The sequence below is a fragment of the Enterobacter cloacae complex sp. SHL012 genome (assembly GCF_049237505.1).
In the GTDB taxonomy this organism is placed as follows: Bacteria; Pseudomonadota; Gammaproteobacteria; order Enterobacterales; family Enterobacteriaceae; genus Enterobacter; species Enterobacter kobei.
In genome coordinates, this window is sequence record NZ_JBMKIZ010000003.1 from 134,041 (window position 1) to 156,540 (window position 22,500).

Annotated in this window: 22 protein-coding genes; 11 read left to right on the forward strand and 11 right to left on the reverse strand. The window is 59.1% G+C overall.

Going from position 1 to position 22,500, the window contains the following annotated elements; translation table 11 throughout:
- Positions 1-242: 242 nt before the first annotated feature.
- The 7 genes from srlA to gutQ all read left to right on the forward strand — a co-directional run bounded on the left by srlA (position 243) and on the right by gutQ (position 5,192).
- A complete protein-coding gene (gene srlA / locus ACOTY9_RS11795) occupies positions 243-806 on the forward strand; it encodes a PTS glucitol/sorbitol transporter subunit IIC (RefSeq protein WP_023331154.1) in 564 nt (187 codons plus the stop codon).
- Positions 803-1,762: a PTS glucitol/sorbitol transporter subunit IIB gene (gene srlE / locus ACOTY9_RS11800; RefSeq protein ID WP_032635718.1), complete on the forward strand. Its 960-nt coding sequence runs from the start codon at positions 803-805 to the stop codon at positions 1,760-1,762. The genes srlA and srlE overlap by 4 nt, the downstream gene beginning before the upstream one ends.
- Before the next feature lie 12 nt (positions 1,763-1,774).
- Positions 1,775-2,137 (forward strand): PTS glucitol/sorbitol transporter subunit IIA, encoded by a 363-nt coding sequence (gene srlB / locus ACOTY9_RS11805; RefSeq protein WP_014884987.1) that lies wholly within the window; start codon positions 1,775-1,777, stop codon positions 2,135-2,137.
- 14 nt (positions 2,138-2,151) lie between these two features.
- Positions 2,152-2,931, forward strand: coding sequence for a sorbitol-6-phosphate dehydrogenase (gene srlD / locus ACOTY9_RS11810; protein ID WP_023294411.1), 780 nt, complete (start codon positions 2,152-2,154; stop codon positions 2,929-2,931).
- Positions 2,932-3,037: 106 nt separating this feature from the next.
- Positions 3,038-3,397, forward strand: coding sequence for a transcriptional regulator GutM (gene gutM / locus ACOTY9_RS11815; RefSeq protein ID WP_023331155.1), 360 nt, complete (start codon positions 3,038-3,040; stop codon positions 3,395-3,397).
- A gap of 63 nt (positions 3,398-3,460) precedes the next feature.
- Positions 3,461-4,234: a glucitol operon DNA-binding transcriptional repressor SrlR gene (srlR, locus tag ACOTY9_RS11820; protein WP_014884990.1), complete on the forward strand. Its 774-nt coding sequence runs from the start codon at positions 3,461-3,463 to the stop codon at positions 4,232-4,234.
- Positions 4,227-5,192 (forward strand): arabinose-5-phosphate isomerase GutQ, encoded by a 966-nt coding sequence (gene gutQ, locus ACOTY9_RS11825; protein WP_014884991.1) that lies wholly within the window; start codon positions 4,227-4,229, stop codon positions 5,190-5,192. Before srlR ends, gutQ begins: the two co-directional genes overlap by 8 nt.
- On the opposite strand, the gene norR is transcribed toward gutQ, so the two are convergent.
- Positions 5,189-6,703, reverse strand: coding sequence for a nitric oxide reductase transcriptional regulator NorR (gene norR / locus ACOTY9_RS11830; protein WP_023338744.1), 1,515 nt, complete (start codon positions 6,701-6,703; stop codon positions 5,189-5,191). The genes gutQ and norR overlap by 4 nt on opposite strands.
- Positions 6,704-6,889: 186 nt before the next feature.
- Between norR and norV the strand changes: the two genes are divergently transcribed.
- Together norV and norW are read left to right on the forward strand one after the other, a co-directional pair.
- Positions 6,890-8,338: an anaerobic nitric oxide reductase flavorubredoxin gene (gene norV / locus ACOTY9_RS11835; RefSeq protein ID WP_248197245.1), complete on the forward strand. Its 1,449-nt coding sequence runs from the start codon at positions 6,890-6,892 to the stop codon at positions 8,336-8,338.
- A complete protein-coding gene (norW, locus tag ACOTY9_RS11840) occupies positions 8,335-9,468 on the forward strand; it encodes an NADH:flavorubredoxin reductase NorW (RefSeq protein ID WP_421637364.1) in 1,134 nt (377 codons plus the stop codon). The genes norV and norW overlap by 4 nt, the downstream gene beginning before the upstream one ends.
- 71 nt (positions 9,469-9,539) lie before the next feature.
- Here the strand turns inward: norW and ACOTY9_RS11845 are convergent, their stop codons facing one another.
- The 4 genes from ACOTY9_RS11845 to ACOTY9_RS11860 all read right to left on the reverse strand — a co-directional run bounded on the left by ACOTY9_RS11845 (position 9,540) and on the right by ACOTY9_RS11860 (position 14,480).
- Positions 9,540-10,562, reverse strand: a complete 1,023-nt coding sequence (locus ACOTY9_RS11845; RefSeq protein WP_023337689.1) for a HoxN/HupN/NixA family nickel/cobalt transporter — start codon at positions 10,560-10,562, stop codon at positions 9,540-9,542.
- Position 10,563: 1 nt separating this feature from the next.
- Positions 10,564-12,780: a carbamoyltransferase HypF gene (gene hypF / locus ACOTY9_RS11850; RefSeq protein ID WP_179121156.1), complete on the reverse strand. Its 2,217-nt coding sequence runs from the start codon at positions 12,778-12,780 to the stop codon at positions 10,564-10,566.
- Between the two features lie 6 nt (positions 12,781-12,786).
- Positions 12,787-13,332: an electron transport protein HydN gene (gene hydN, locus ACOTY9_RS11855; RefSeq protein ID WP_008499565.1), complete on the reverse strand. Its 546-nt coding sequence runs from the start codon at positions 13,330-13,332 to the stop codon at positions 12,787-12,789.
- Positions 13,333-13,466: 134 nt separating this feature from the next.
- The gene (locus tag ACOTY9_RS11860) at positions 13,467-14,480 is read right to left on the reverse strand and encodes a LacI family DNA-binding transcriptional regulator (RefSeq protein WP_023337691.1); all 1,014 of its coding nucleotides are present in this window, start codon (positions 14,478-14,480) and stop codon (positions 13,467-13,469) included.
- A 214-nt stretch (positions 14,481-14,694) separates the two neighbouring features.
- Between ACOTY9_RS11860 and ascF the strand changes: the two genes are divergently transcribed.
- Together ascF and ACOTY9_RS11870 are read left to right on the forward strand one after the other, a co-directional pair.
- Entirely contained in the window at positions 14,695-16,146 is a 1,452-nt protein-coding gene (ascF, locus tag ACOTY9_RS11865; RefSeq protein WP_014884997.1) for a PTS cellobiose/arbutin/salicin transporter subunit IIBC, read from the forward strand.
- Positions 16,147-16,164: 18 nt separating this feature from the next.
- Entirely contained in the window at positions 16,165-17,589 is a 1,425-nt protein-coding gene (locus tag ACOTY9_RS11870) for a 6-phospho-beta-glucosidase (protein WP_014884998.1), read from the forward strand.
- An 87-nt stretch (positions 17,590-17,676) separates the two neighbouring features.
- On the opposite strand, the gene hycI is transcribed toward ACOTY9_RS11870, so the two are convergent.
- From hycI to ACOTY9_RS11900, 6 genes are read right to left on the reverse strand one after another with little or no spacing between them, the layout of a single operon-like run.
- Positions 17,677-18,132: a hydrogenase maturation peptidase HycI gene (hycI, locus tag ACOTY9_RS11875; protein ID WP_014884999.1), complete on the reverse strand. Its 456-nt coding sequence runs from the start codon at positions 18,130-18,132 to the stop codon at positions 17,677-17,679.
- On the reverse strand, positions 18,125-18,535 hold the full coding sequence (locus ACOTY9_RS11880) for a formate hydrogenlyase maturation HycH family protein (protein WP_032635702.1): 411 nt from the start codon (positions 18,533-18,535) through the stop codon (positions 18,125-18,127). Before ACOTY9_RS11880 ends, hycI begins: the two co-directional genes overlap by 8 nt.
- Positions 18,532-19,299: an NADH-quinone oxidoreductase subunit B family protein gene (locus ACOTY9_RS11885; protein WP_193970328.1), complete on the reverse strand. Its 768-nt coding sequence runs from the start codon at positions 19,297-19,299 to the stop codon at positions 18,532-18,534. Before ACOTY9_RS11885 ends, ACOTY9_RS11880 begins: the two co-directional genes overlap by 4 nt.
- A complete protein-coding gene (locus tag ACOTY9_RS11890; protein WP_014885002.1) occupies positions 19,299-19,841 on the reverse strand; it encodes a formate hydrogenlyase complex iron-sulfur subunit in 543 nt (180 codons plus the stop codon). The genes ACOTY9_RS11885 and ACOTY9_RS11890 overlap by 1 nt, the downstream gene beginning before the upstream one ends.
- A 9-nt stretch (positions 19,842-19,850) precedes the next feature.
- Positions 19,851-21,560 (reverse strand): formate hydrogenlyase subunit HycE, encoded by a 1,710-nt coding sequence (gene hycE, locus ACOTY9_RS11895; RefSeq protein WP_421637365.1) that lies wholly within the window; start codon positions 21,558-21,560, stop codon positions 19,851-19,853.
- A gap of 15 nt (positions 21,561-21,575) precedes the next feature.
- Entirely contained in the window at positions 21,576-22,499 is a 924-nt protein-coding gene (locus ACOTY9_RS11900; RefSeq protein WP_348565869.1) for a respiratory chain complex I subunit 1 family protein, read from the reverse strand.
- Position 22,500 lies beyond the last annotated feature (1 nt).

Here is a 22,500-nt window from a genome sequence, read left to right on the forward strand (position 1 = left end):
TTTAACGGGTTCGATAAGAACCCAGTATGGTAAAGCATCCGTAACACCTCAAGGAAGCGGTACGCACCTCCCCAACGCAAATCCGTGCTTTTTTCCACCGGAAATCATTCATCACATCAATTAACTTTCAAAATAATCCATTTTTCTTTCATTGTGAGATCTAACTAACACTTTAAAACCTTTCAAAGTGATTATTATTAGCCCCAGTAATACAAAACAAAAAAGCCCCACAGGAGAGAAGAATGATAGAAACCATCACCCACGGCGCCGAGTGGTTCATCGGGCTGTTTCAGAAAGGCGGAGAAGTGTTCACCGGCATGGTGACCGGGATCCTGCCCCTGCTGATCAGCCTGCTGGTGATCATGAACGCGCTGATTAACTTTATCGGCCAGCATCGCATTGAACGCTTCGCTCAGCGCTGCGCCGGGAACCCGCTGTCCCGCTACCTGATTTTGCCGTTCATCGGCACCTTCGTGTTCTGCAACCCGATGACCTTAAGCCTCGGCCGCTTTATGCCAGAAAAGTACAAGCCGAGTTATTACGCCGCCGCCTCCTACAGCTGCCATTCGATGAACGGCCTGTTCCCGCACATCAACCCCGGAGAGCTGTTTGTTTACCTCGGTATCGCCAGCGGCCTTACCACCCTTGGTCTGCCGCTCGGCCCGCTGGCGGTCAGTTACCTGCTGGTTGGCCTGGTGACCAACTTCTTCCGCGGCTGGGTCACAGATCTCACCACCGCCATTTTCGAGAAAAAAATGGGTATCCAGCTTGAACAAAAAGTCCATCTTTCAGGAGCCACAGCATGAACCGGATCCGCATTGAGAAAGGCACGGGTGGCTGGGGCGGCCCGCTGGAGTTCGACGCCAACGAAGGCAAAAAGATCGTTTACATCACCGCAGGCACGCGCCCGGCGATCGTCGATAAGCTGCGTGAGCTGACCGGCTGGGAAGCCGTCGATGGCTTTAAAGAGGGTGAGCCGCCGGAAGCGGAAATCGGCGTGGCGGTGATCGACTGCGGCGGCACGCTGCGCTGCGGCATCTATCCGAAGCGGCGTATTCCGACGGTGAATATCCACTCCACCGGCAAATCCGGCCCGCTGGCACAGTACATCCTTGAAGACATCTATGTGTCGGGCGTGAAGGAGGACAACATCACTCTGGTGAATGGCAGTCCCGCGCCGCAAAAAGTGGCCCCGCGAGATTACGACACCAGCAAGAAAATCACCGAGCAGAGCGACGGCCTGCTGGCGAAGGTCGGGATGGGGATGGGCTCCGCCGTGGCGGTGCTGTTCCAGTCCGGGCGCGACACCATCGACACGGTACTGAAAACCATTCTGCCGTTTATGGCGTTCGTCTCGGCGCTGATCGGCATCATCATGGCGTCCGGCCTGGGCGACTGGATTGCCCACGGCCTCGCCCCGCTCGCCAGCCACCCGCTCGGGCTGGTGACGCTGGCCCTGATCTGCTCCTTCCCGCTGCTGTCGCCGTTCCTCGGCCCGGGCGCGGTGATCGCTCAGGTCATCGGCGTACTGATTGGCGTACAGATTGGCCTCGGCAATATTCCGCCACACCTCGCCCTGCCCGCCCTGTTTGCCATTAACGCCCAGGCCGCGTGCGACTTCATCCCCGTCGGACTGTCACTGGCCGAAGCGCGCCAGGACACCGTGCGCGTAGGCGTGCCGTCCGTACTGGTCAGCCGCTTCCTGACGGGCGCGCCGACGGTGCTGATTGCCTGGTTTGTCTCCGGCTTTATCTATCAATAAGAGGTTCCTGCGATGACCGTGATTTATCAGACCACCATTACCCGCATCGGCCAGAGCGCAGCGGATGCGCTCAGCGACCAGATGCTGATTACTTTCCGCGAAGGTGCCCCGGCGGATATCGAAGAGTTTTGCTTTATTCACTGCCACGGCGAGCTTAACGGCGAGCTGAAAGCAGGAAGCCAGCTGGAGCTGGGCGAGACGCGCTATGCGGTAACCGCCGTCGGCGATGTCGCCGAGCAAAACCTGCGCGAACTGGGCCATATCACCCTGCGTTTTGACGGACAGCCGCAGGCGGAGTATCCCGGTACGGTTCACGTAGCGGGCCCGGTTCCGCAGGCTGTCACCCCAGGCTGCACGTTAAAATTTGTTGCGTAATTAAGGAGAAACACATGAGTCAGGTTGCCGTTGTCATTGGTGGAGGACAAACCTTAGGTGAGTTCCTTTGCCGTGGGCTTGCCGCAGAAGGCTACCGCGTGGCGGTCGTGGATATTCAGAGTGAAAAAGCCGCCCGCGTGGCGGACACCATCAACACCGAATTTGGTGAAGGGATGGCGTACGGGTTTGGTGCCGACGCCACCAGCGAGCAAAGCGTAATGGCGCTCGCCCGCGGCGTGGACGAGATTTTTGGACGTACCGACCTGCTGGTCTACAGCGCGGGAATTGCGAAAGCGGCGTTTATCAGCGATTTCGAACTGGGGGATTTTGACCGCTCGCTGCAGGTCAATCTGGTGGGTTATTTCCTCTGCGCCCGCGAGTTTTCCCGCCTGATGATCCGCGACGGTATTCAGGGGCGCATTATTCAGATCAACTCGAAATCCGGGAAAGTGGGCAGCAAGCACAACTCCGGCTACAGCGCGGCCAAGTTTGGCGGAGTGGGGCTGACGCAGTCTCTGGCGCTGGATCTGGCCGAATACGGCATTACCGTTCACTCGCTGATGCTGGGCAACCTGCTGAAATCGCCAATGTTCCAGTCCCTGCTGCCGCAGTACGCCACCAAGCTCGGCATCAAAGCTGAAGAAGTGGAGCAGTACTACATCGATAAAGTGCCGCTGAAGCGCGGGTGCGATTATCAGGACGTGCTGAACATGCTGCTGTTTTACGCCAGCCCGAAAGCGTCGTACTGCACCGGGCAGTCGATTAACGTCACCGGCGGGCAGGTGATGTTCTGATCGAGCGGTTTTGCCCGGTGGCGCTAACGCTTACCGGGCCTACAAAAACCTTCAAACCGTAGGCCGGGTAAGGCGCAGCCGCCACCCGGCAATTAAAGGAGTCAATATGGTCACCGCACTCATCACCGTCGCCGCCCTCGCCTGGATCTGCCAGATGGCGTTTGGCGGCTGGCAGATCCATCAGTTCAACCGCGCGTTTGATGCCCTGTGTCAGAAAGGTCGCGTGGGCGTCGGACGTTCCGGCGGACGCTTTAAACCGCGCGTGGTGGTCGCCGTTGCGTTGGATGAACACGATTGCGTATGCGATTCCCTGATCATGCGTGGCATGACGGTGTTTGCTCGTCCGACTAAAATCCAGGCAATCAACGGCATTTCACTGCAGGAATTACGGCCTGATGTGATCTTTCCCCATGATTCAGGCTGTCAGAATGCACTATCATTAGCGCTTAATCTGAAACATGGATAATTTCGTTGTGAAAGCTATAGACTTGCGAAATTATCATTTCGCAACCTAAGGAACGAAGCGCCTATGAAACCACGTCAGCGGCAGGCGGCCATTCTCGAGTATCTGCAAAAGCAGGGGAAATGCTCGGTGGAGGATCTGGCCCACTACTTTGACACCACCGGCACGACAATACGCAAGGACCTGGTATTGCTCGAAAACTCTGGCGCCGTCATCCGAACTTACGGCGGGGTGATGCTGAATAAGGACGAAGCTGACCCGCCTATCGATCACAAAACGCTGATCAATACCCACCAGAAAGCGCTTATTGCCGAGGCTGCCGTTAAATTTATTCACGATGGTGATTCCATCATCCTCGACGCAGGCAGCACCGTCCTGCAAATGATCCCCCTGCTCAGCCGCTTTAACAACATCACGGTGATGACCAACAGCCTGCATATCGTCAACGCCCTGTCGGAATTTGACAGCGAGCAGACTATCCTGATGCCCGGCGGCACCTTTCGCAAAAAATCGGCGTCGTTTCACGGTCAGCTGGCCGAGAACGCTTTCGACCACTTCAGCTTCGATAAGCTGTTTATGGGCACCGACGGCATCGATCTGAACGCAGGCGTCACGACCTTCAATGAGGTATTCAGCGTCAGTAAAGCGATGTGCAACGCCGCACGGGAAGTGATTTTGATGGCAGACTCGTCGAAGTTTGGCCGCAAAAGCCCCAACATTGTCTGTAGCCTTGAAAGCGTTGATAAGCTGATTACCGACGCGGGGATTGATCCGGCGTTCAAAAAGGCGCTGGAAGAGAAAGGTATCGACGTGATCGTAACCGGAGAGAGAGATGAGTGATTTTCTGTTAGAAACGGGTCGCCAGACGCTGATGCTGGAGCTGCAGGAAGCCAGCCGCCTGCCAGAACGTCTGGGCGAGGATTTTGTCCGCGCCGCCAACACGATTATCCACTGCGAAGGCAAAGTGATCGTGGCGGGCATCGGTAAATCCGGCCATATCGGCAAAAAAATTGCCGCGACGCTGGCGAGCACCGGCACCCCGGCCTTCTTCGTGCATCCCGCCGAGGCGCTGCATGGCGATCTGGGGATGATTGAAAGCCGCGATGTGATGCTGTTTATCTCCTACTCCGGTTCGGCCAAAGAGCTGGATCTTATTATTCCGCGCCTGCAGGAGAAATCGGTCGCTCTGCTGGCGATGACCGGCAAATCCCGCTCGCCGCTGGCGCTGGCCGCTAAAGCGACGCTGGATATTTCCGTTGAGCGTGAAGCCTGCCCGATGCACCTTGCCCCGACCTCCAGCACCGTCAACACCCTCATGATGGGTGACGCGCTGGCGATGGCGGTGATGCAGGCGCGCGGATTTAACGAAGAAGATTTTGCCCGTTCGCATCCGGCGGGCGCGCTCGGCGCGCGGCTGCTCAATAAGGTTCATCATCTGATGCGCACTGACGATGCCATTCCCCAGGTCAAGCTCGATACCAGCGTGATGGACGCGATGCTGGAACTGAGCCGCACCGGGCTGGGGCTGGTCGCGGTGTGTGACGACAACGGTAGCGTCCAGGGCGTATTCACTGACGGCGACCTGCGGCGCTGGCTGGTGGGGGGTGGCAAACTGGAAACGAAAGTGTCTGACGCGATGACCAAAGGCGGGCTGACGCTGAATGCCGACAGCCGCGCCATTGAGGCCAAAGAGGTGCTGATGAAGCGCAAAATCACCGCCGCACCGGTGGTGGATGACGCCGGCAAGCTCTGCGGTGCCATCAACCTGCAGGATTTCTACCAGGCGGGGATTATTTAACCCTTCAGCCCAAGACGCTTCGCCAGCCGGTGCAGGTTGGCGACGTCCATCTCCAGCGCCCGCGCGCACGCCGCCCAGCTGCGGTTGTTCTGCTCCAGCGCGCGGGTAATCATCTGACGCTGGAACGCTTGCGTCGCCTCGCGCAGGTTTTCATTTGCATTCTCCGGCACACGCTGAGCCACCGCCTGCACGGCGTCATCGTGCAACGCAAAATGACGCGCGTGGATCACAACCTCATCACCCGCACGCGTCGCACGCGCCAGCACCACCGCACGGTGAATCGCATGCTCGAGCTCCCGCACGTTGCCCGGCCAGCCGTAGCTCAACAGATGCGCCCTTGCCCCCGGGCTGAGTACCACGCGGGAAAGCCCCATTCTGAGACGGCATTGCTCGCAGAAATAGCCCGCCAGCAGAACCACATCTTCTCCGCGCTCGCGCAGCGGCGGCACGGTAAGCGGGAACACGCTCAGACGGTGGAAAAGATCCGCGCGGAAATGCCCGGCCAGCACCGCTTCTCGCAGGTCGCGGTTGGTCGCCGCCAGCACGCGCACGTCCACCCGTAAGCTGCGGTCATCCCCCACGCGCTGGATGTCACCGTACTGCAATACGCGCAGCAGTTTGGCCTGGAGCGAAAGCGAAAGCTCTCCAATCTCATCGAGAAACAGCGTCCCGTTATCGGCCATCTCAAACTTACCGCTGCGGTTACTGATGGCCCCGGTAAATGCCCCTTTGACGTGACCAAACAGCTCGCTTTCCGCCACGCTCTCCGGCAATGCGGCACAGTTAAGGTATACGAGCGGGTTGGCCGCGCGTGGTGAGGCTTCATGAATTGACTTCGCCACCAGCTCTTTACCGGTGCCGGTTTCACCGAAGATCAGCACGTTCAGGTCGGACGCGGCGACAATCTCAATCTCTTTTTTAAGCTGCGCTATGCCCGGCGACAGGCCGATCATCTCCGTGTGCGCCACCGGCTCAAACGCCGACGGGCTGCCGGGAAGAATATTCTGGCTTTCCAGCTGTTCTATCAGCAACGCGTTATTGAGCGCCCCGGAGGCCAGCGCGGCAATCAGCCTTAACTCTTCATCACTGAAGGTGTCGAACTGGTCCGGCGACATACCGTCGAGGGTTAATGCGCCAATCAGGTGTTGTCCGGCAAACAGCGGCAGACCGATACAGGCGTGCACCTTCAGGCTCTCCTGCCCCGGGATCAGACCGTCGTAGGGATCCGGCAAGTCGCTGTCCGCCGGGAAACGTACCACGTCACCCGCACGGGCAATGGTTTCCAGCCGCGGATGCCCTTCAAGAGTAAACCGCCGCCCGAGAACATCTTTCGCGAGCCCGTCGATAGCCAGCGGAATAAATTGTCTCCCCTCGTAGCGCAACAGCGCCGAGGCATCGCACGCCAGCACGTGACGCAGCGTGGAGATAAGCCGCTGAAAACGGTCCTGATGACCGATACCGGTTTGCAGTTCAATGGCGATCTTCGCCAGCACATCTACGGAAAAACTCATGGCTGCCTCGCTGTCATTTTGACAATAAATAGTGTCATATTGACCGTCATCAGGATAGTCATAATGACTACTCATCACGAGGTATATAAATAATAATCCATTAAAATCAATAAAATAAAAGTTGGCACGCAATGTGATATAGGCAAATCATCTTATTCAAAAACGCTGTATTACGTTGAGGTTGCTATGTCTATTCTGGTTAAAAATAACATTCATTGGGTGGGTCAACGTGACTGGGAGGTGCGTGATTTCCACGGGACGGAATACAAAACGCTGCGCGGCAGCAGCTACAACAGCTATCTTATCCGTGAAGGCAAAAACGTACTGATCGATACCGTCGATCATAAATTCAGCCGCGAGTTCGTGCAGAACCTGCGCAGCGAAATCGATCTCGACGCAATCGACTACATCATCATCAACCACGCTGAAGAGGATCACGCCGGTGCGTTGACCGAGCTGATGTCGTACATTCCGAATACACCGATCTACTGCACCACCAACGCCATCGACTCGATCAACGGTCATCACCATCATCCGGAATGGAATTTCCACACCGTGAAAACCGGCGACTCGCTGGATATCGGCAACGGCAAACAGCTGATCTTCGTTGAAACCCCGATGCTGCACTGGCCGGACAGCATGATGACCTACATGACCGGCGACGCGGTATTGTTCAGCAACGACGCCTTTGGCCAGCACTACTGTGACGAACGCCTGTTCAATGATGAAGTGGATCAGACCGAACTGTTTGAGCAGTGCCAGCGCTACTACGCCAACATTCTGACCCCGTTCAGCCGTCTGGTGACGCCAAAAATCACCGAGATCCTCGGCTTTAACCTGCCGGTGGACATGATTGCCACCTCCCACGGCGTGGTGTGGCGTGAAAACCCCACCCAGATCGTTGAGCTGTACCTGAAATGGGCGGCGGATTATCAGGAAGACCGCATCACGATTTTCTACGACACCATGTCCAATAACACCCGCATGATGGCGGACGCCATAGCCCAGGGCATCAACGAAGTGGATCCGAACGTGGCGGTGAAAATCTTCAACGTGGCGCGCAGCGATAAAAACGAGATCCTCACCAATGTCTTCCGCTCAAAAGGCGTGCTGGTGGGCACCTCCACGATGAACAACGTGATGATGCCGAAAATTGCTGGCCTGGTGGAAGAGATGACCGGCCTGCGTTTTCGCAACAAACGCGCCAGCGCGTTTGGCTCTCACGGCTGGAGCGGCGGCGCGGTAGATCGCCTCTCTACCCGTCTGCAGGATGCAGGTTTTGAGATGTCCCTGAGTCTGAAAGCGAAATGGCGCCCGGATATCGACGCGCTGGAAATTTGCCGTCAGCATGGCCGCGACATTGCCCGTCAGTGGGCGCTCGCACCGCTTCCTGAGGCGTCTGCAAAACCTACCGAACAGCAGGAAGCCTGTGCCTGTGCAGCTGCCGCTGCTGCACACCTCGGCCCACGCATGCAGTGCAGCGTTTGCCAGTGGATATATGACCCGGAACGGGGCGACCCCCTTCAGGACGTTGCCCCGGGCACACCGTGGTGCGACGTGCCGGATACCTTCCTCTGCCCGGAATGTTCCCTCGGTAAAGACGTCTTTGACGAACTGGGTACGGAGGCAAAATGAATCACGGAATCGTCATCATCGGTTCGGGCTTCGCCGCCCGCCAGCTGGTGAAAAATATCCGCAAACAGGACGCTAACGTGCCGGTGACGGTGATCGCCGCCGACAGCATGGATGAGTACAACAAGCCTGATTTAAGCCATGTCATCAGCCAGAATCAGCGCGCCGAAGACCTCACCCGCCAGACGGCGGGGGAGTTCGCGGAACAGTTTAACCTGCGCCTGTTTCCCTACACCTGGGTTACCGATATCGACGCCGCCGCGCACGTCGTGAAGGCGAAAGACAAAATCTGGCAGTACGACAAGCTGGTGCTGGCCACGGGGGCCTCTGCCTTTGTGCCACCCGTTGAAGGGCGAGAGCTGATGATCACCCTAAACAGCCAGCAGGAGTATCAGGCAAGCGAAACGGGGCTTCGCGATGCGCAACGCGTGATGATCGTCGGCGGTGGGCTGATTGGTACCGAGCTGGCGATGGATTTCTGCCGCGCGGGAAAAACCGTTACCCTGGTTGACCACGCGGCGAGCATTCTGTCGGTGCTGATGCCCGCAGAAGTAAGCAGCCGCTTACAGCATCGACTGACCGACATGGGCGTCCATCTGCTGCTCAAATCGCAGTTACAGAGTCTGAGCAAAACCGCAGGCGGCATTCGTGGGGCGCTCGACCGCAACCGCAGCGTTGAGGTGGATGCGGTGGTTGCCGCGACGGGTCTGCGCCCGGAAACCGCGCTGGCACATCGCGCTTGCGCCGAAACAGACCGCGGCGTAAAGGTCGACAGCTACCTGCAAACCTCACAGCCGGACATTTATGCCTTGGGCGACTGCGCGGAAATTAACGGCCGGGTGCTGCCGTTCCTGCAACCGATCCAGTTGAGCGCCATGATCCTGGCGAAAAACCTGATCGGCGTCAGCGCGCCGCTAAAGCTTCCGCCGATGCTGGTGAAGGTGAAAACGCCGGACCTGCCGCTGCACCTTGCGGGAGAAACGCAGCGACAGGATCTGAGCTGGCAAATCGCCATTGAATCACAGGGGATGGTGGCGCGCGGCATCGACGCAGATGACCAACTGCGCGCCTTTGTGGTGAGCGAAGAGAGAATGAAGGAGGCGTTCGCGCTGCTGAAATCGCTACCTGCTTAACCGTCGTATTGCCGGGTGGCGCTGCGCTTACCCGGCCTACAAAACAACAAAAAGAGAGTTGAGGCAAAAATTCAGGAGCGCACCACCAGCGCATCGTAGCCGCGCCAGCGGTAGTTGGCCATGGAGATCAGCCAGCAGGCGACAAACAGCCCGACCACCACAAACCCGGCGTTGCCGAGGTTATCGTTCACCGCGCCCACCGCATCCCAGATGCCGCCGCTAAGGGCAAATTTATCCATCAGCAGACCCAGCGCTTCCAGCCCACCAATGAACAGCGCCACCACCACGGAGGTACCGGTAATGGTCATGTTGTAGTAGAGCTTGCGCTGCGGTTTGTTAAACGCCCAGCCGTAGGCACCGACCATCAGCAAATTGTCGAGGGTATCCACCAGCGCCATACCGCTGGCGAAGAGCGCCGGGAAGATCATGATTGACCACACCGACATCCCGCTGGAGGCGCTGGCGGCAGAAATCCCCAGCACGCCAATTTCAGTGGCGGTATCAAACCCGAGACCAAACAGGAAGCCCACCAGGTACATCTGCCAGCTTTTATTGACGAGGCGGAAGGTTTTGCCAAACAGCCAGCTCATCACCCCACCCTGGGCGGGAAGCTCCACGTCGCTGCGGGCCGCATGCCCCTTTTTCAGCGCCTGGAAACTGCACCATACGCCGCGCAAAATCACCATATTCACCAGCGCCATCGCCAGCAGGAAGGTGGCGGAAACGGCGGTGCCAATCAGGCTCCCGGTCTCGTGGAACCATGCCATATTTTTCTGAAACGCCGTGGCGGTGGCGGCGATAGCGATGGAAGCCAGCACCACGATAGTGGAGTGCCCCAGCGAGAACCACGCCCCCACGCCGGACGGGCGTTTGCCCTGCTGCATCATCTTACGCGTCACGGTATCAATGGCAGCAATGTGGTCGGCATCCACCGCATGACGCAGCCCGTAACACCAGGCCAGCAGGCTTGCCGCCATCAGCGCCGTACTGCCGCTGAAGGTGTGCCATGCCCAGCCCCAGGCCAGCAGGTTTGCCATTACCAGTGCCAGCAGCAGAAGCGCGGCGCGAGGTTCATTGCGTAACAGTCGTAACATTTTAAATCCTTTGTGAACATGACCGGGCAGCGGCGACCACCGCCTGCCCGAAGGAGATCGCTCCGTCACCTGCAGGCAGGCGCGAAGGAAAAAGAAGCGTAAAGTCAGAAAGATAATGCCGCAGGCGCGCGCGCAGCAGGCGGTTATGTAACACACCGCCACTGAGGCAGATTGTTGAAAGCGATAAGCGTCGGGCATGGGATGCGGCATGCTCCGACAGCCCTCTGGCCAGCGCATCGTGAAACGCCCACGCGCGCTCGCAGGGCTCCGCCTGCCAGGCAAGCCACTGTTGCCAGAAAAGTGCAAGGTCGTCCACCGACAGCGTAACCGGGTGTTTCACACCGTTGCACCGTGCCGCCAGCGCCTCCAGCCTGCAGGCCGCTTCGCCTTCGTAGCGCTGCGTATCGATGCCCAGCGCACAGGCAACCGCATCAAACAGGCGTCCACAGGACGAGGCCCGCGGCGCGTTGATGCCACGCTGGATCGCCGTCGCCAGTAGCGGCCAGTTCTGGCCCTGCACTGCCCGCGTTTCCGGGAACTGCTGCCAGTCAGGCACAAAGGCCAGGCAGTGGGCGAGCAAATTGCGCCACGGCTGTTTCGCTGCCAGATCGCCCCCCGGCAGCGCAACGGCAGGCAGGCCACCCAAATGTTCGCAGTCGACATAGTTCACCCGCAGGCACTCTCCGCCCCACAGCGCGCCGTTCTCGCCCATGCCGATCCCGTCCAGCGTCAGGGCGATAACGTCCCCACCGCCGAGCGGCCAGCCATTTTCAGCCAGACACGCCGCCGCATGGGCATGATGATGCAGCACGGTTTCAACGGGCAGCGCCTGCTCCAGCGCCCACTGACGGGCGTGATACGCCGGATGGGCATCGCACACGACACGCGCGGGCTTAAAGGCATAAACCTGTTGCATCATTGCCAGCGCCGAACGCCACTGTGCGTCGACCCCCTCGTCACTGAGATCACCAAAATGCGGGCTCAACACAGCCTGATTTCCGCGCACCAGGCAGAAGGTATTTTTCATCTCTGCCCCGGTTGACAATATGGCAGGGATATCGTCAAACCCGGCGGGTAACGTGATGGCATCCGGCACAAAACCGCGCGCGCGACGCAGCATCGCGCCATCCCGATCCACCACCGAATCATCCATCCGTTGCAGAATATCGCGGTTGTGCAGCAGGAAGCCGTCAGCCATGTCGCGGAGCGCATCCAGCGCTTCCTGATTCGTCATCGCAGGCGGGTGGCCGCTGAGGTTACCGGAGGTCATCACCAGCGGACGCTGGCAGTCCATCATCAGTAAATGCTGAATCGGATTCGCAGGCAGCATCACGCCGACACAATCTAGCCCCGGCGCAATGGCCTCAGGCAGCGCGGGAAGCGAGGCTTTGGGCGTCAACACAATGGGCGCAGCAGGAGAGCGTAGCAGGGTCTGCATCGCCTCCGGCAGGTCATCCGCATCGGGGATCATCACCGCCAGCGGCTTCGTCGGGCGCTGTTTGCGTGCCCGTAGCGTCGCCACCGCCTGCGGGTTAAGCGCGTCGCAGGCAAGGTGAAAGCCTCCCAGCCCCTTGATGGCGACAATACCGCCGCTTTTTAGCTTCTCCACTGCGGCGCGTAATGCCGGTTCGCGCGTGGCGACGCTGTCCCCGGCTCGCCACATCAGCGCTGGACCGCAGTCCGGGCAGGCCACCGGCTGAGCGTGGAAACGCCGATCGGCCGGGTTGCGATACTCGGTTTCACACGGTGCGCACAGCGGGAAGTCGGCCATTGACGTGGCCGGGCGATCGTAGGGCATGGCGCGGATGATGGTGAAGCGCGGGCCGCAATGGGTACAGTTGATAAACGGGTAACGATAACGGCGCTCGCGGGGATCGCGCATCTCCGCCAGGCACGCCGGACAGGTGGCGGCATCCGGCACGATTTGCGTGTCCATCGCCCCGCTCTCGCTCTGGCGGATGGTAAAATCCGTCGGCAGAGCGGACCAGCTAAAGGGCTGCGTGTCTACGTCGTCAATCCGCGCCAGCGGTGGGCAGTCCTGGCGCAGCCTCGCGGTAAAGTCCCCCCCATTACCCGCGAGACGCACCAGGACACCCTCTCCGTCGTTACAGACGTCGCCCGTCAGCATCATCTGGTGTGCCAGCTGCCAGACAAAGGGACGAAACCCTACGCCCTGCACTTTGCCACGCACCCGAAGCTGTACGCCGTTAACGCGCATTGCGACTTAAAACAGCAGCGATGACGAGGTGTCAAACGCTGCGCGACGGCGTTTTTCTGCGCTCATCTGCTCGAGCTTGTCGCGATCCACGCAGACCAGCGCGTGGGTCGGGCAGGCTTCCATACAGGCCGGGCCAGCTTCGCGGTGGTAGCAAAGGTCGCATTTGTTGGCCTCGGCTTTCTCCGCCCGCACGCTCAGGCCCATACCGCTATTGCGTACTACCGGACGGACAACCACTTCCATCGCGCCATACGGGCAGGCGACCACGCAGGTTTTACAGCCAATGCAGCGCTCCTGCATCACATGCACAAAGCCCTTCTCGCGTTTAATCGCCCCGTTCGGGCAGACGTTCGCGCACGGTGCGTCTTCGCACTGGCGACAAATAGCGGCGGTGGAAATATTCACGCCTTTAATGACGTGGATGCGTGGCAAAAACGTGTCGGGGGTAAGTGATGCGCAATCCTGCTCCGCCTGATGGGAAACCACGCACGCCACTTCACAGGTACGGCAACCAATGCACTTACTGGCATCGGCCATAATAAAACGGTTCATCTGCTTCTCCAGCATTACAGTTATGCGCGGAGCTATTCATAAACCGTGCCAATTATTAACAAATTGATTTTAAACGACTTTAAAAATCACAGTCGCGCTGTCATCGTCACTTATGACGATGACAGCTGTCGACATCAGCAGTGGGGGCCGTCAGTCACGGAGTCGCGCAGGATAAGCTCGCCGGAGAACGTTTGCTGATATTTGAATTCACCGCCGTCGAGCATGAAAATCAGACGACTGATGGTTTCCTGGATCATCTCCGTGACCGGAATACGCACGCTGGAGAGCGAAGGCACAATGTACGGCGCTATCGCCACGTCGTCGAAGCCGATGACTGACACCGCGTCCGGCGTGGCAACGCCGCTCTCGTGCAGCTGTTTAATGGCGCCAATCGCCATGTCGTCATTGCTCGCCACCAGCGCCGTAAAGCGTTCGCCGCGTGCGAGCAGTTCGGATACCGCCGCCGCGCCGCTGGCCGGGTTCCACTTCCCTTCGGCGATAAGCTCGTCGCGCAAGGCAATACCGTGCTGCGTCAGCGCATCTTTGTAACCGGACAGTCGCTCAACGCCGGTCGGGGAATCCAGCGAACCGGTGATAAACGCAATCTCCCGGTGCCCTTTTGCAATCAGCTGCGACACCGCGTCCTGACAGGAAGCTTTATGATCGGACCAGACGCTGTGGCTGCTGTTTTTCCGCAGGCGGCGGTTGAGCACCATAATCGGCTGCTCACACTTCTCAACGATCGCATCCAGTTCATCCACGTTCAAAAAGCGCGGGTAGATGATCACCGCGTCGCAGCGCATATCGAGCAGATACTGGATCGCCTCGCGCTCTTCATCCGCGCTGTGCTTGCCGTCCGCGAGGATCAACTGCCGCCCTTTCTCTTCCGTCATTCGTGCGGCATGAAACAGCAGTTCGCTAAAGTAGACGCCGTGATAAAGGGTGTTCGTCACCACCAGCCCCAGGGTCTGGGTACGTTTGGTCGCCAGGTTTCGCGCCAGTAAATTCGGGCGATAACCGCTCTCTTCAATGGCCTGAAAAACCCGGTCTTTGGTCTCCTGGCTGACATAGCCATTTCCCGACAGCACGCGGGATACCGTCGCTTTCGAAACGCCTGCCCGCTTCGCCACTTCAAGCATCGTGGTCATGTTGTTATTCCATCTGAATCTGATGAAGCGCAGTGTACTGCACTGCAGAAAAATTGTCGCAGCGGCGAAATCACGCTTTCGCTAACGACCAGTGATCATCATCACGAATTGAAAAAATGACCAAAAAGCGATCTTGTTTCACTCAAAGAAACTCATGATGATTATGTGGAACCGGTTTCCTACATTTCACACAACGATAACAGGATCACATCCGATGGCCAAAAATTACGCTGCGCTGGCGAACGACGTTATCAGCGCGCTGGGCGGCAAAGAGAACATCGTCGCCGTCACCCACTGCATGACGCGACTGCGTTTCGTTCTGAAAGACGAAACCCTCACCGACGCCGCGCGCCTGAAAAGCATCAGCGGCGTGCTTGGCGTAGTGCGTAACGACAACCAGTGCCAGGTGATCATTGGCAACACGGTTTCTCAGGCCTACCGCGAAGTGGTAAGCCTGCTGCCCGTTGACCTGCAGCCCGCGGTGCCGGAAGGCCCGCAGAAGCTGACGTTACGCCGCATTGGCGCCGGGATCCTCGACGCGCTGATCGGCACCATGTCGCCGCTGATCCCCGCGATCATCGGCGGTTCGATGGTCAAGCTGCTGGCGATGATCCTTGAGATGACCGGCGTGCTGCCAAAGGGTGCGCCAACGCTTACCATTCTGACGGTGATTGGCGACGGGGCATTCTTCTTCCTGCCGCTGATGGTGGCCGCCTCGGCGGCAGTGAAATTCAAAACCAATATGTCGCTGGCGATCGCCATTGCGGGCGTGCTGGTGCACCCGAGCTTTATCGAGCTGATGGCGAAAGCCGCGCAGGGCGAGCATGTTGAGTTCGCCTTTATCCCGGTGACGGCGGTGAAATACACCTACACCGTTATCCCCGCGCTGGTGATGACCTGGTGCCTGTCTTACATCGAACGCTGGGTCGATCGCATTACCCCGGCGGTGACGAAAAACTTCCTCAAGCCGATGCTGATCGTCCTGATTGCCGCCCCGCTCGCCATCGTGCTGATTGGGCCGCTCGGGATCTGGATCGGGAGCGCTATCTCCGCACTGGTTTACACCATTCACGGCTATCTGGGCTGGCTCTCCGTCGCCATCATGGGCGCACTCTGGCCGCTGCTGGTCATGACGGGGATGCACCGCGTCTTTACGCCAACCATCATTCAGACCATTGCCGAAACGGGTAAAGAAGGGATGGTCATGCCGTCAGAAATCGGCGCCAACCTGTCGCTCGGCGGTTCGTCTTTAGCGGTGGCATGGAAAACCAAAAACCCGGAACTGCGCCAGACGGCGCTGGCTGCAGCGGCTTCTGCCATCATGGCGGGGATCTCTGAACCGGCACTGTACGGTGTGGCGGTACGTCTCAAGCGTCCGCTGATTGCAAGCCTGATCAGCGGCTTTATCTGCGGCGCGGTGGCTGGCATCGCGGGTCTTGCCAGCCACTCCATGGCGGCGCCGGGGCTGTTTACCAGCGTGCAATTCTTCGACCCGGCCAACCCGATGACCATCGTCTGGGTATTCGGCGTGATGGCGCTGGCAGTTGTGCTGTCGTTTGTTCTGACCCTGCTGTTAGGGTTTGAGGATATCCCGGTCGAAGACGAGGCCGAAAAAGCGCGCGCTCTGCAGACCGCGCCGGTACAGAATAACGCAGCAAAAGCATAAATTGAAAGCGAGGTAAGAATGTCTGTTTTTCCACAAGGATTTTTATGGGGCGGCGCGCTTGCCGCTAACCAGAGTGAAGGTGCTTACCGTGAAGGCGGCAAAGGACTGACGACGGTCGATATGATCCCCCACGGTGCCAATCGTCTGGCGGTGAAGCTCGGTAAGGAAAAGCGTTTTTCGCTGCGTGACGACGAGTTTTACCCGAGCCACGAGGCGATTGATTTTTACCATCGCTATAAAGAAGACATCGCCCTGATGGCGGAGATGGGCTTTACGGTATTCCGCACCTCGATTGCCTGGAGCCGCCTCTACCCGAACGGTGACGAACCGCTGCCGAACAAAGAGGGCATAGCCTTTTACCGCGCGGTATTTGAGGAGTGCAAAAAGTACAACATCGAGCCGCTGGTCACGCTCTGCCACTTCGACGTGCCGATGCACCTTGTGACGGAATACGGCTCCTGGCGCAACCGCAAGATGGTCGACTTCTTCGCCCGCTACGCCCGCACCTGCTTTGAGGCGTTTGACGGGCTGGTAAAATACTGGCTGACTTTCAACGAAATCAACATCATGCTGCACAGCCCGTTCTCCGGTGCCGGGCTGGTGTTTGAGGAAGGTGAAAACGAAGATCAGGTAAAATATCAGGCCGCGCACCACGAGCTGGTGGCGAGCGCGCTGGCAACCAAAATCGCTCACGAGGTGAACCCGGAAAATCAGGTGGGCTGCATGCTGGCGGGCGGTAACTTCTATCCGTACTCCTGCAAACCGGAAGACGTGTGGATGGCGCTGGAGAAAGACCGCGAGAACCTGTTCTTTATCGACGTGCAGGCACGCGGCCGCTATCCGGCCTACTCGGATCGCGTGTTCCGTGAGAAAGGCGTGGTCATTGTCAAAGACACCGGCGATGACGAGCTGCTGAAAAACACCGTCGATTTTGTCTCGTTCAGCTATTACGCCTCGCGCTGCGCGTCGGCGGATATGAACGCGGGCAACACCAGCGCGGCAAACATCGTGAAGTCCCTGCGTAACCCGCACATTCAGGTGAGCGAATGGGGCTGGGGCATTGACCCGCTTGGCCTGCGCATCACCATGAACATGATGTACGACCGCTACCAAAAGCCGCTGTTCCTGGTGGAAAACGGCCTGGGTGCGAAAGATGTCATTGATGAAAACGGCGAGATTAACGACGACTACCGCATCAGCTATCTGCGCGAGCATATCCGCGCGATGGGTGATGCGATTGAGGACGGCGTGCCGCTGATGGGCTACACCACCTGGGGCTGTATCGACCTGGTTTCAGCGTCTACCGGCGAAATGAGCAAACGCTACGGGTTCGTGTACGTTGACCGCGACGATGCGGGGAACGGCACGCTGGACCGGAAGCGCAAGAAATCGTTCTGGTGGTATAAGAAGGTGATTGCGAGTAACGGGGGCGATCTCGAGTAGCCTGTTGCCCTCACCCCGGCTCTCTCCCACAGGGAGAGGGAACGGGTTTGGTAGGCCGGGTAAGGCGAAGCCGCCACCCGGCACTGCTCAGAGCGGAGAAAACCCCCCGTCCCCAACCCACCCTTCAAGCCGTGAATAAACCACTTCCACCGCCTCTTTTACCGGCGGCGTCATCGGGTAATAAAACCCAACAATGTCCGGCTGAATCCCCAGGAAAAGCACCTCGCCCACGTCGTCCTTGATCTGATCCACGAGGTAATTCAGCGGCATATTGTGGGTCGTCATCATAAACATCCCGGCAATGTCGTCCGGGTCAATGAGTCGGATCTCTCCGGGGTTGAGCCCCATATCGGTAGCATCGACAATCAGCAGCCTCTCCGGGCGCAGCTCGCGGATGGCGACCACGTCATTTTCTGGCGCGCTACCGCCGTCAATCACCACCCAGTTGCCCTGAGGGTTCGCGGCGCACATCTCTGCCAGCAGCGGGCCCGCGCCGTCGTCGCCCATCATGCTGTTGCCGACACACAGTAAAACGTCAGTCACGTAATCTCCTCACCATCAGGTAGATGGCACTCTCCTGATGAATATCATGCAGCATGCTGAGCAACGTTTTGCTCCACGCCTGCTGTTCGGCGGATTGCCTGCTCAGCGCCGCATCAAAGGCGTTGGCGAGCATCGCAATGTGGTTGGCATCGATGACGATCTCACCGTACTTTGGCACGCCTTCCATTTTACGCCGCGCCGTGCTGCCCTCCTCCAGCGTGGCGATCCACGCCAGGTACTCAGGCCAGGGGCAGCTCAGCGCGGCCTCCAGACAGTCAATCACCCCGAGGTGATGCCCAATCGCCAGGCTGTAATAGACCACCTGCTGCGCCGCATCCGGCGTGGCATCGTTCTCATCAATAAACTTACGGCTCAGTTGACTGAACACCACCGTTTCACTCATCGGATACGCGCCTCGTCCACAATGCTGTTCAGGTTCGCCACAATCTCATTCAGACGCGGATCGTTTTCCGCCTCCAGCCAGCGGGCTACCTGCTGCTCGCCCTGACTCAGCAAACGCAGATAATCGTCGGCAATCTGACGACCATAACGGTAGCCCGCCAGCCTGCGCGCCGTGCGGTCGACCTTCACCCGCAGCGGCTGCACCATATCCGGATGGAGGAGCATCGCGGGCTGGTTGTCGCGCTCGCCCGGTTCACGGGCGTGGATTTTCTGCTCCAGCAGGCCAAGCGCCATCGCAAAGCCGTACAGCGTGGCGGCAGGCGTCGGCGGGCAGCCCGGAATGTAAACATCCACCGGTACGATTTTGTCGGTGCCGCCCCAGACGCAGTAGAGATCGTGGAAGATGCCGCCGCTGTTGCCGCAGGCACCGTAGGAGATGCAGATTTTCGGGTCTGGCGCAGACTGCCAGGCACGCAGCGCGGGCGAGCGCATGGCACGGGTGACCGCCCCGGTAAACAGCAGAATATCCGCATGGCGCGGAGACGGCACCACTTTGATACCGAAGCGTTCAGCGTCAAACAGCGGCGACAGCGTAGCGAAGATCTCGATCTCGCAGCCGTTACAGCCGCCGCAGTCCACGCGGTAGACGTAGGCCGAACGTTTGATTTTTTTCAGCAGCGACGCCTTCATGCTGGCAATGGATTCCTCCACCGTCATTGGCACCGGCATGCCATTGTCGTCGCGCGGGCCGAGTAAGTGTTCCATCAGCTGGCCTCTCTCATATGGCGGGTGATATCAATCCGGTCGGACGGCAGCAGGCATTTCTGACGCTTGCACTCCGGGCAGGTTTCAAAACTTTCACGGTGATGTTCCGCCCGGACGTCACCGTTGTGCTGCAGCAGCGCGATGGCGTAGTCGATCTCTTTTTGCACGGCGAACGGACGCTTGCAGACGCGGCAGTGACACAGCGCGAAACGCGACTGCTGGAGGAAATCGGCTTTCTTCCACACTGCCAGCTCGTACTCCTGCGACAGGCGAATGGCGACCGTCGGGCAAACTTCCTCGCAGCGGCCGCAGAAAATGCAGCGTCCGAGGTTAAACTGCCAGGCCAGTTCGCCGGTTTTGAGATCCGTTTCCACCGTCAGGGCATTCGACGGGCAGGCATTGACGCAGGCCGCGCAGCCTATGCACTGCTGCGGGTTGTGCTCCGGCTTGCCGCGAAAGTTTTTATCGACCGGCATCGGCTCCAGCGGATAACGGCTGGTCTGCGTGCCGGTTTTGATCACTTTTTTGATAAAGGTAAACATGACGAGTCCTTATTTCAGCGGCGAGTTCTTACGCTCGATGCTGTAGCGCTCAAGCTCTTTGTACGGCACCACCTGACTTTTCTTCTTGCGCACGTCCACCACGGTCATGCGGTCGGTGCAGGAGTAACACGGGTCGAGACTACCGATGATCAGCGGCGCATCGGAGACCGTATTGCCGCGCAGCATGTAGCGCAGCGTTGGCCAGTTGGCGTAGGTCGCCGCACGGCAGCGCCAGCGGTAGAGCTTCTGGTTGTCGCCAGTCATGCTCCAGTGGATATCGTCCCCGCGCGGCGCTTCTGCAAAGCCGAGCGCGAAGCGGTTCGGGATGTAGGTGAAGCCCTCCACCATCAGCGGACCGCCCGGCAGGTTATCGAGGCCGAAGTCGATCATGTTCAGGGCAGTGAACACCTCGTTAATGCGGACTTTCAGACGTGAGATGACGTCGCAGCCCTGCTCGCTGTGCACGGTCATGGGCAGCAGGCCGTAGCCGACGAACGGGTGATCGGCGCGGGTGTCGCGGGCGTGGCCGCTGGCGCGCACCATCGGGCCGACGTTGCTGAAGTCGCGGGCAATTTCCGGATCAAGACGGCCAATCCCTACGGTGCGCTGCTCGATGTTTGGCGTGCTGAGCAGCATATCCACCAGCTCCTGCACGTCCCGGCGCATCTGCTGCGCCAGCTGACGGGTCTGGATCATGTCATCTTTCAGCAGGTCGCGGCGGATCCCGCCGATCAGGTTCAGCCCGTAGGTTTTACGCGCCCCGGTGAGGATCTCCGCCATCTTCATCGACGCCTCACGCACGCGGAAGAACTGCATAAACCCGGAGTCAAAACCGACGAAGTGGCAGGCCAGGCCGAGGTTTAGCAGGTGCGAGTGCAGACGTTCCACCTCCAGCAGAATGGCGCGGATCATCTGCACACGTTCCGGCACCACGATCCCCATGCCGTTCTCTACCGACGTGGTGTAAGCGGTGCTGTGGGCAAAGCCGCAGATGCCGCACACGCGGTCAGAAAGGAACGTCACTTCGTTGTAGCCCATGCGGGTTTCCGCCAGCTTTTCCATGCCGCGATGGACGTAGAAGAGGCGGTAATCGGCGTCGATAATGTTTTCGCCGTCGACGAACAGGCGAAAGTGGCCCGGTTCGTCGGAGGTGACGTGCAGCGGGCCAATCGGCACCACGTTGTTCTTTTTACTGCCCAGCTCGTTAATGAACTCGTAGGTTTCGCTGTCGGTGGTCGGCGCCGGGCGCTGACGGTAGTCCATGCTGTCTTTACGCAGCGGATAGAGTTCATCCGGCCAGTCGTCCGGCAGCACCAGACGGCGCTCGTCCGGCAGGCCGACCGGCACCAGGCCGTACATGTCGCGCACTTCGCGTTCGCCCCAGACGGCAGCAGGCACCCGCGGCGTAACGGACGGATATTCCGGCTTATTCGGATCGACTTCGACGCGCACGGTCAGCCAGCACTTCTCGCCCTGCTCCATCGACATCACGTAGTACACGGCGTAATTGCCGCACAGCTGGCGCTCGTCGTTACCGAACAGCACCGACAGCCAGCCGCCCTGCTGGTAGTAAAGAAACTCCACCACCTCCGGCAGGTAGTTCACTTTTATGGTGACGGTGATCTGGTCTTTGGTTTGCCAGGACTCTTCCAGCACCACGCCGGGGAAAGCCTGGTGCAACGCGGCGAGATACTGCTGACCTTTCTTTTCTTCAGACATAAACACTCTCTTTAATCACGCCACCAGCAAGGAGACGAACGCTAAAAATGCAAAACCAAAACCGGCCCAGGTGATGCGCGAGGTCGCCACAAAACGCAGACGCGCCATGCTGTTCTCGAACAGCGCAATCACCAGCACGCCGATAAGCAGCTTGATCGCAGCAACCACGACGGTCAGCACCAGGCCGCCCGCGGAAAAGTGCGTCATCTGCCCCCACGGGAAGAAGACGCCGACAAACATCTGCAACACCACCAGCTGCTTGAGGCTGATCCCCCACTTCAGTACCGCAAAGCCGTAGCCGCTGTATTCGGTGAGTGGCCCCTCCTGTAATTCCTGCTCGGCTTCCGCGAGATCGAACGGCAGTTTGCCCATCTCAATAAACGTGGCGAACGCGCAGGCGCAGAGTGCCAGCACCAGCGGAATGGAGCGGCTTATCGGCCAGTGATAAACGGTATGGGTGATAAAGCTGATATGGGTGGAGCCTGCGACCTGCGCGGCGACCCACAGCCCCAGCAGCAGGATCGGCTCAACCAGCACACCCAGCATCGCCTCGCGGCTGGCACCGAGGCCGGTAAACGGACTCCCGGTGTCCAGACCCGCAATCGCAAAGAAGAAACGGGCGATGGCGAAGAGGTAGATAAGCGTGATCAGATCGCCGAGCGCAGGCAGCGGTGAGCCCACCGTGACGACGGGCAGCGCGGTGGCGATGGTGAGCATCACGCCAACCATCACAAACGGCGTCAGGCGAAAGACCCAGCCTGCGGCATCGGGCGCCACGCTCTGGCGAGAGAGCAGCTTGAAGAGATCGCGGTACTCCTGGAGCACGCCAGGCCCGCGACGGTTGTGCATCCGGGCGCGCGCCACGCGCGTGATGCCCGAGAGCAGCGGCGCAACGGCAAACAGCACCAGCGCCTGAAGAATTGCCAGTAACAGACTCATG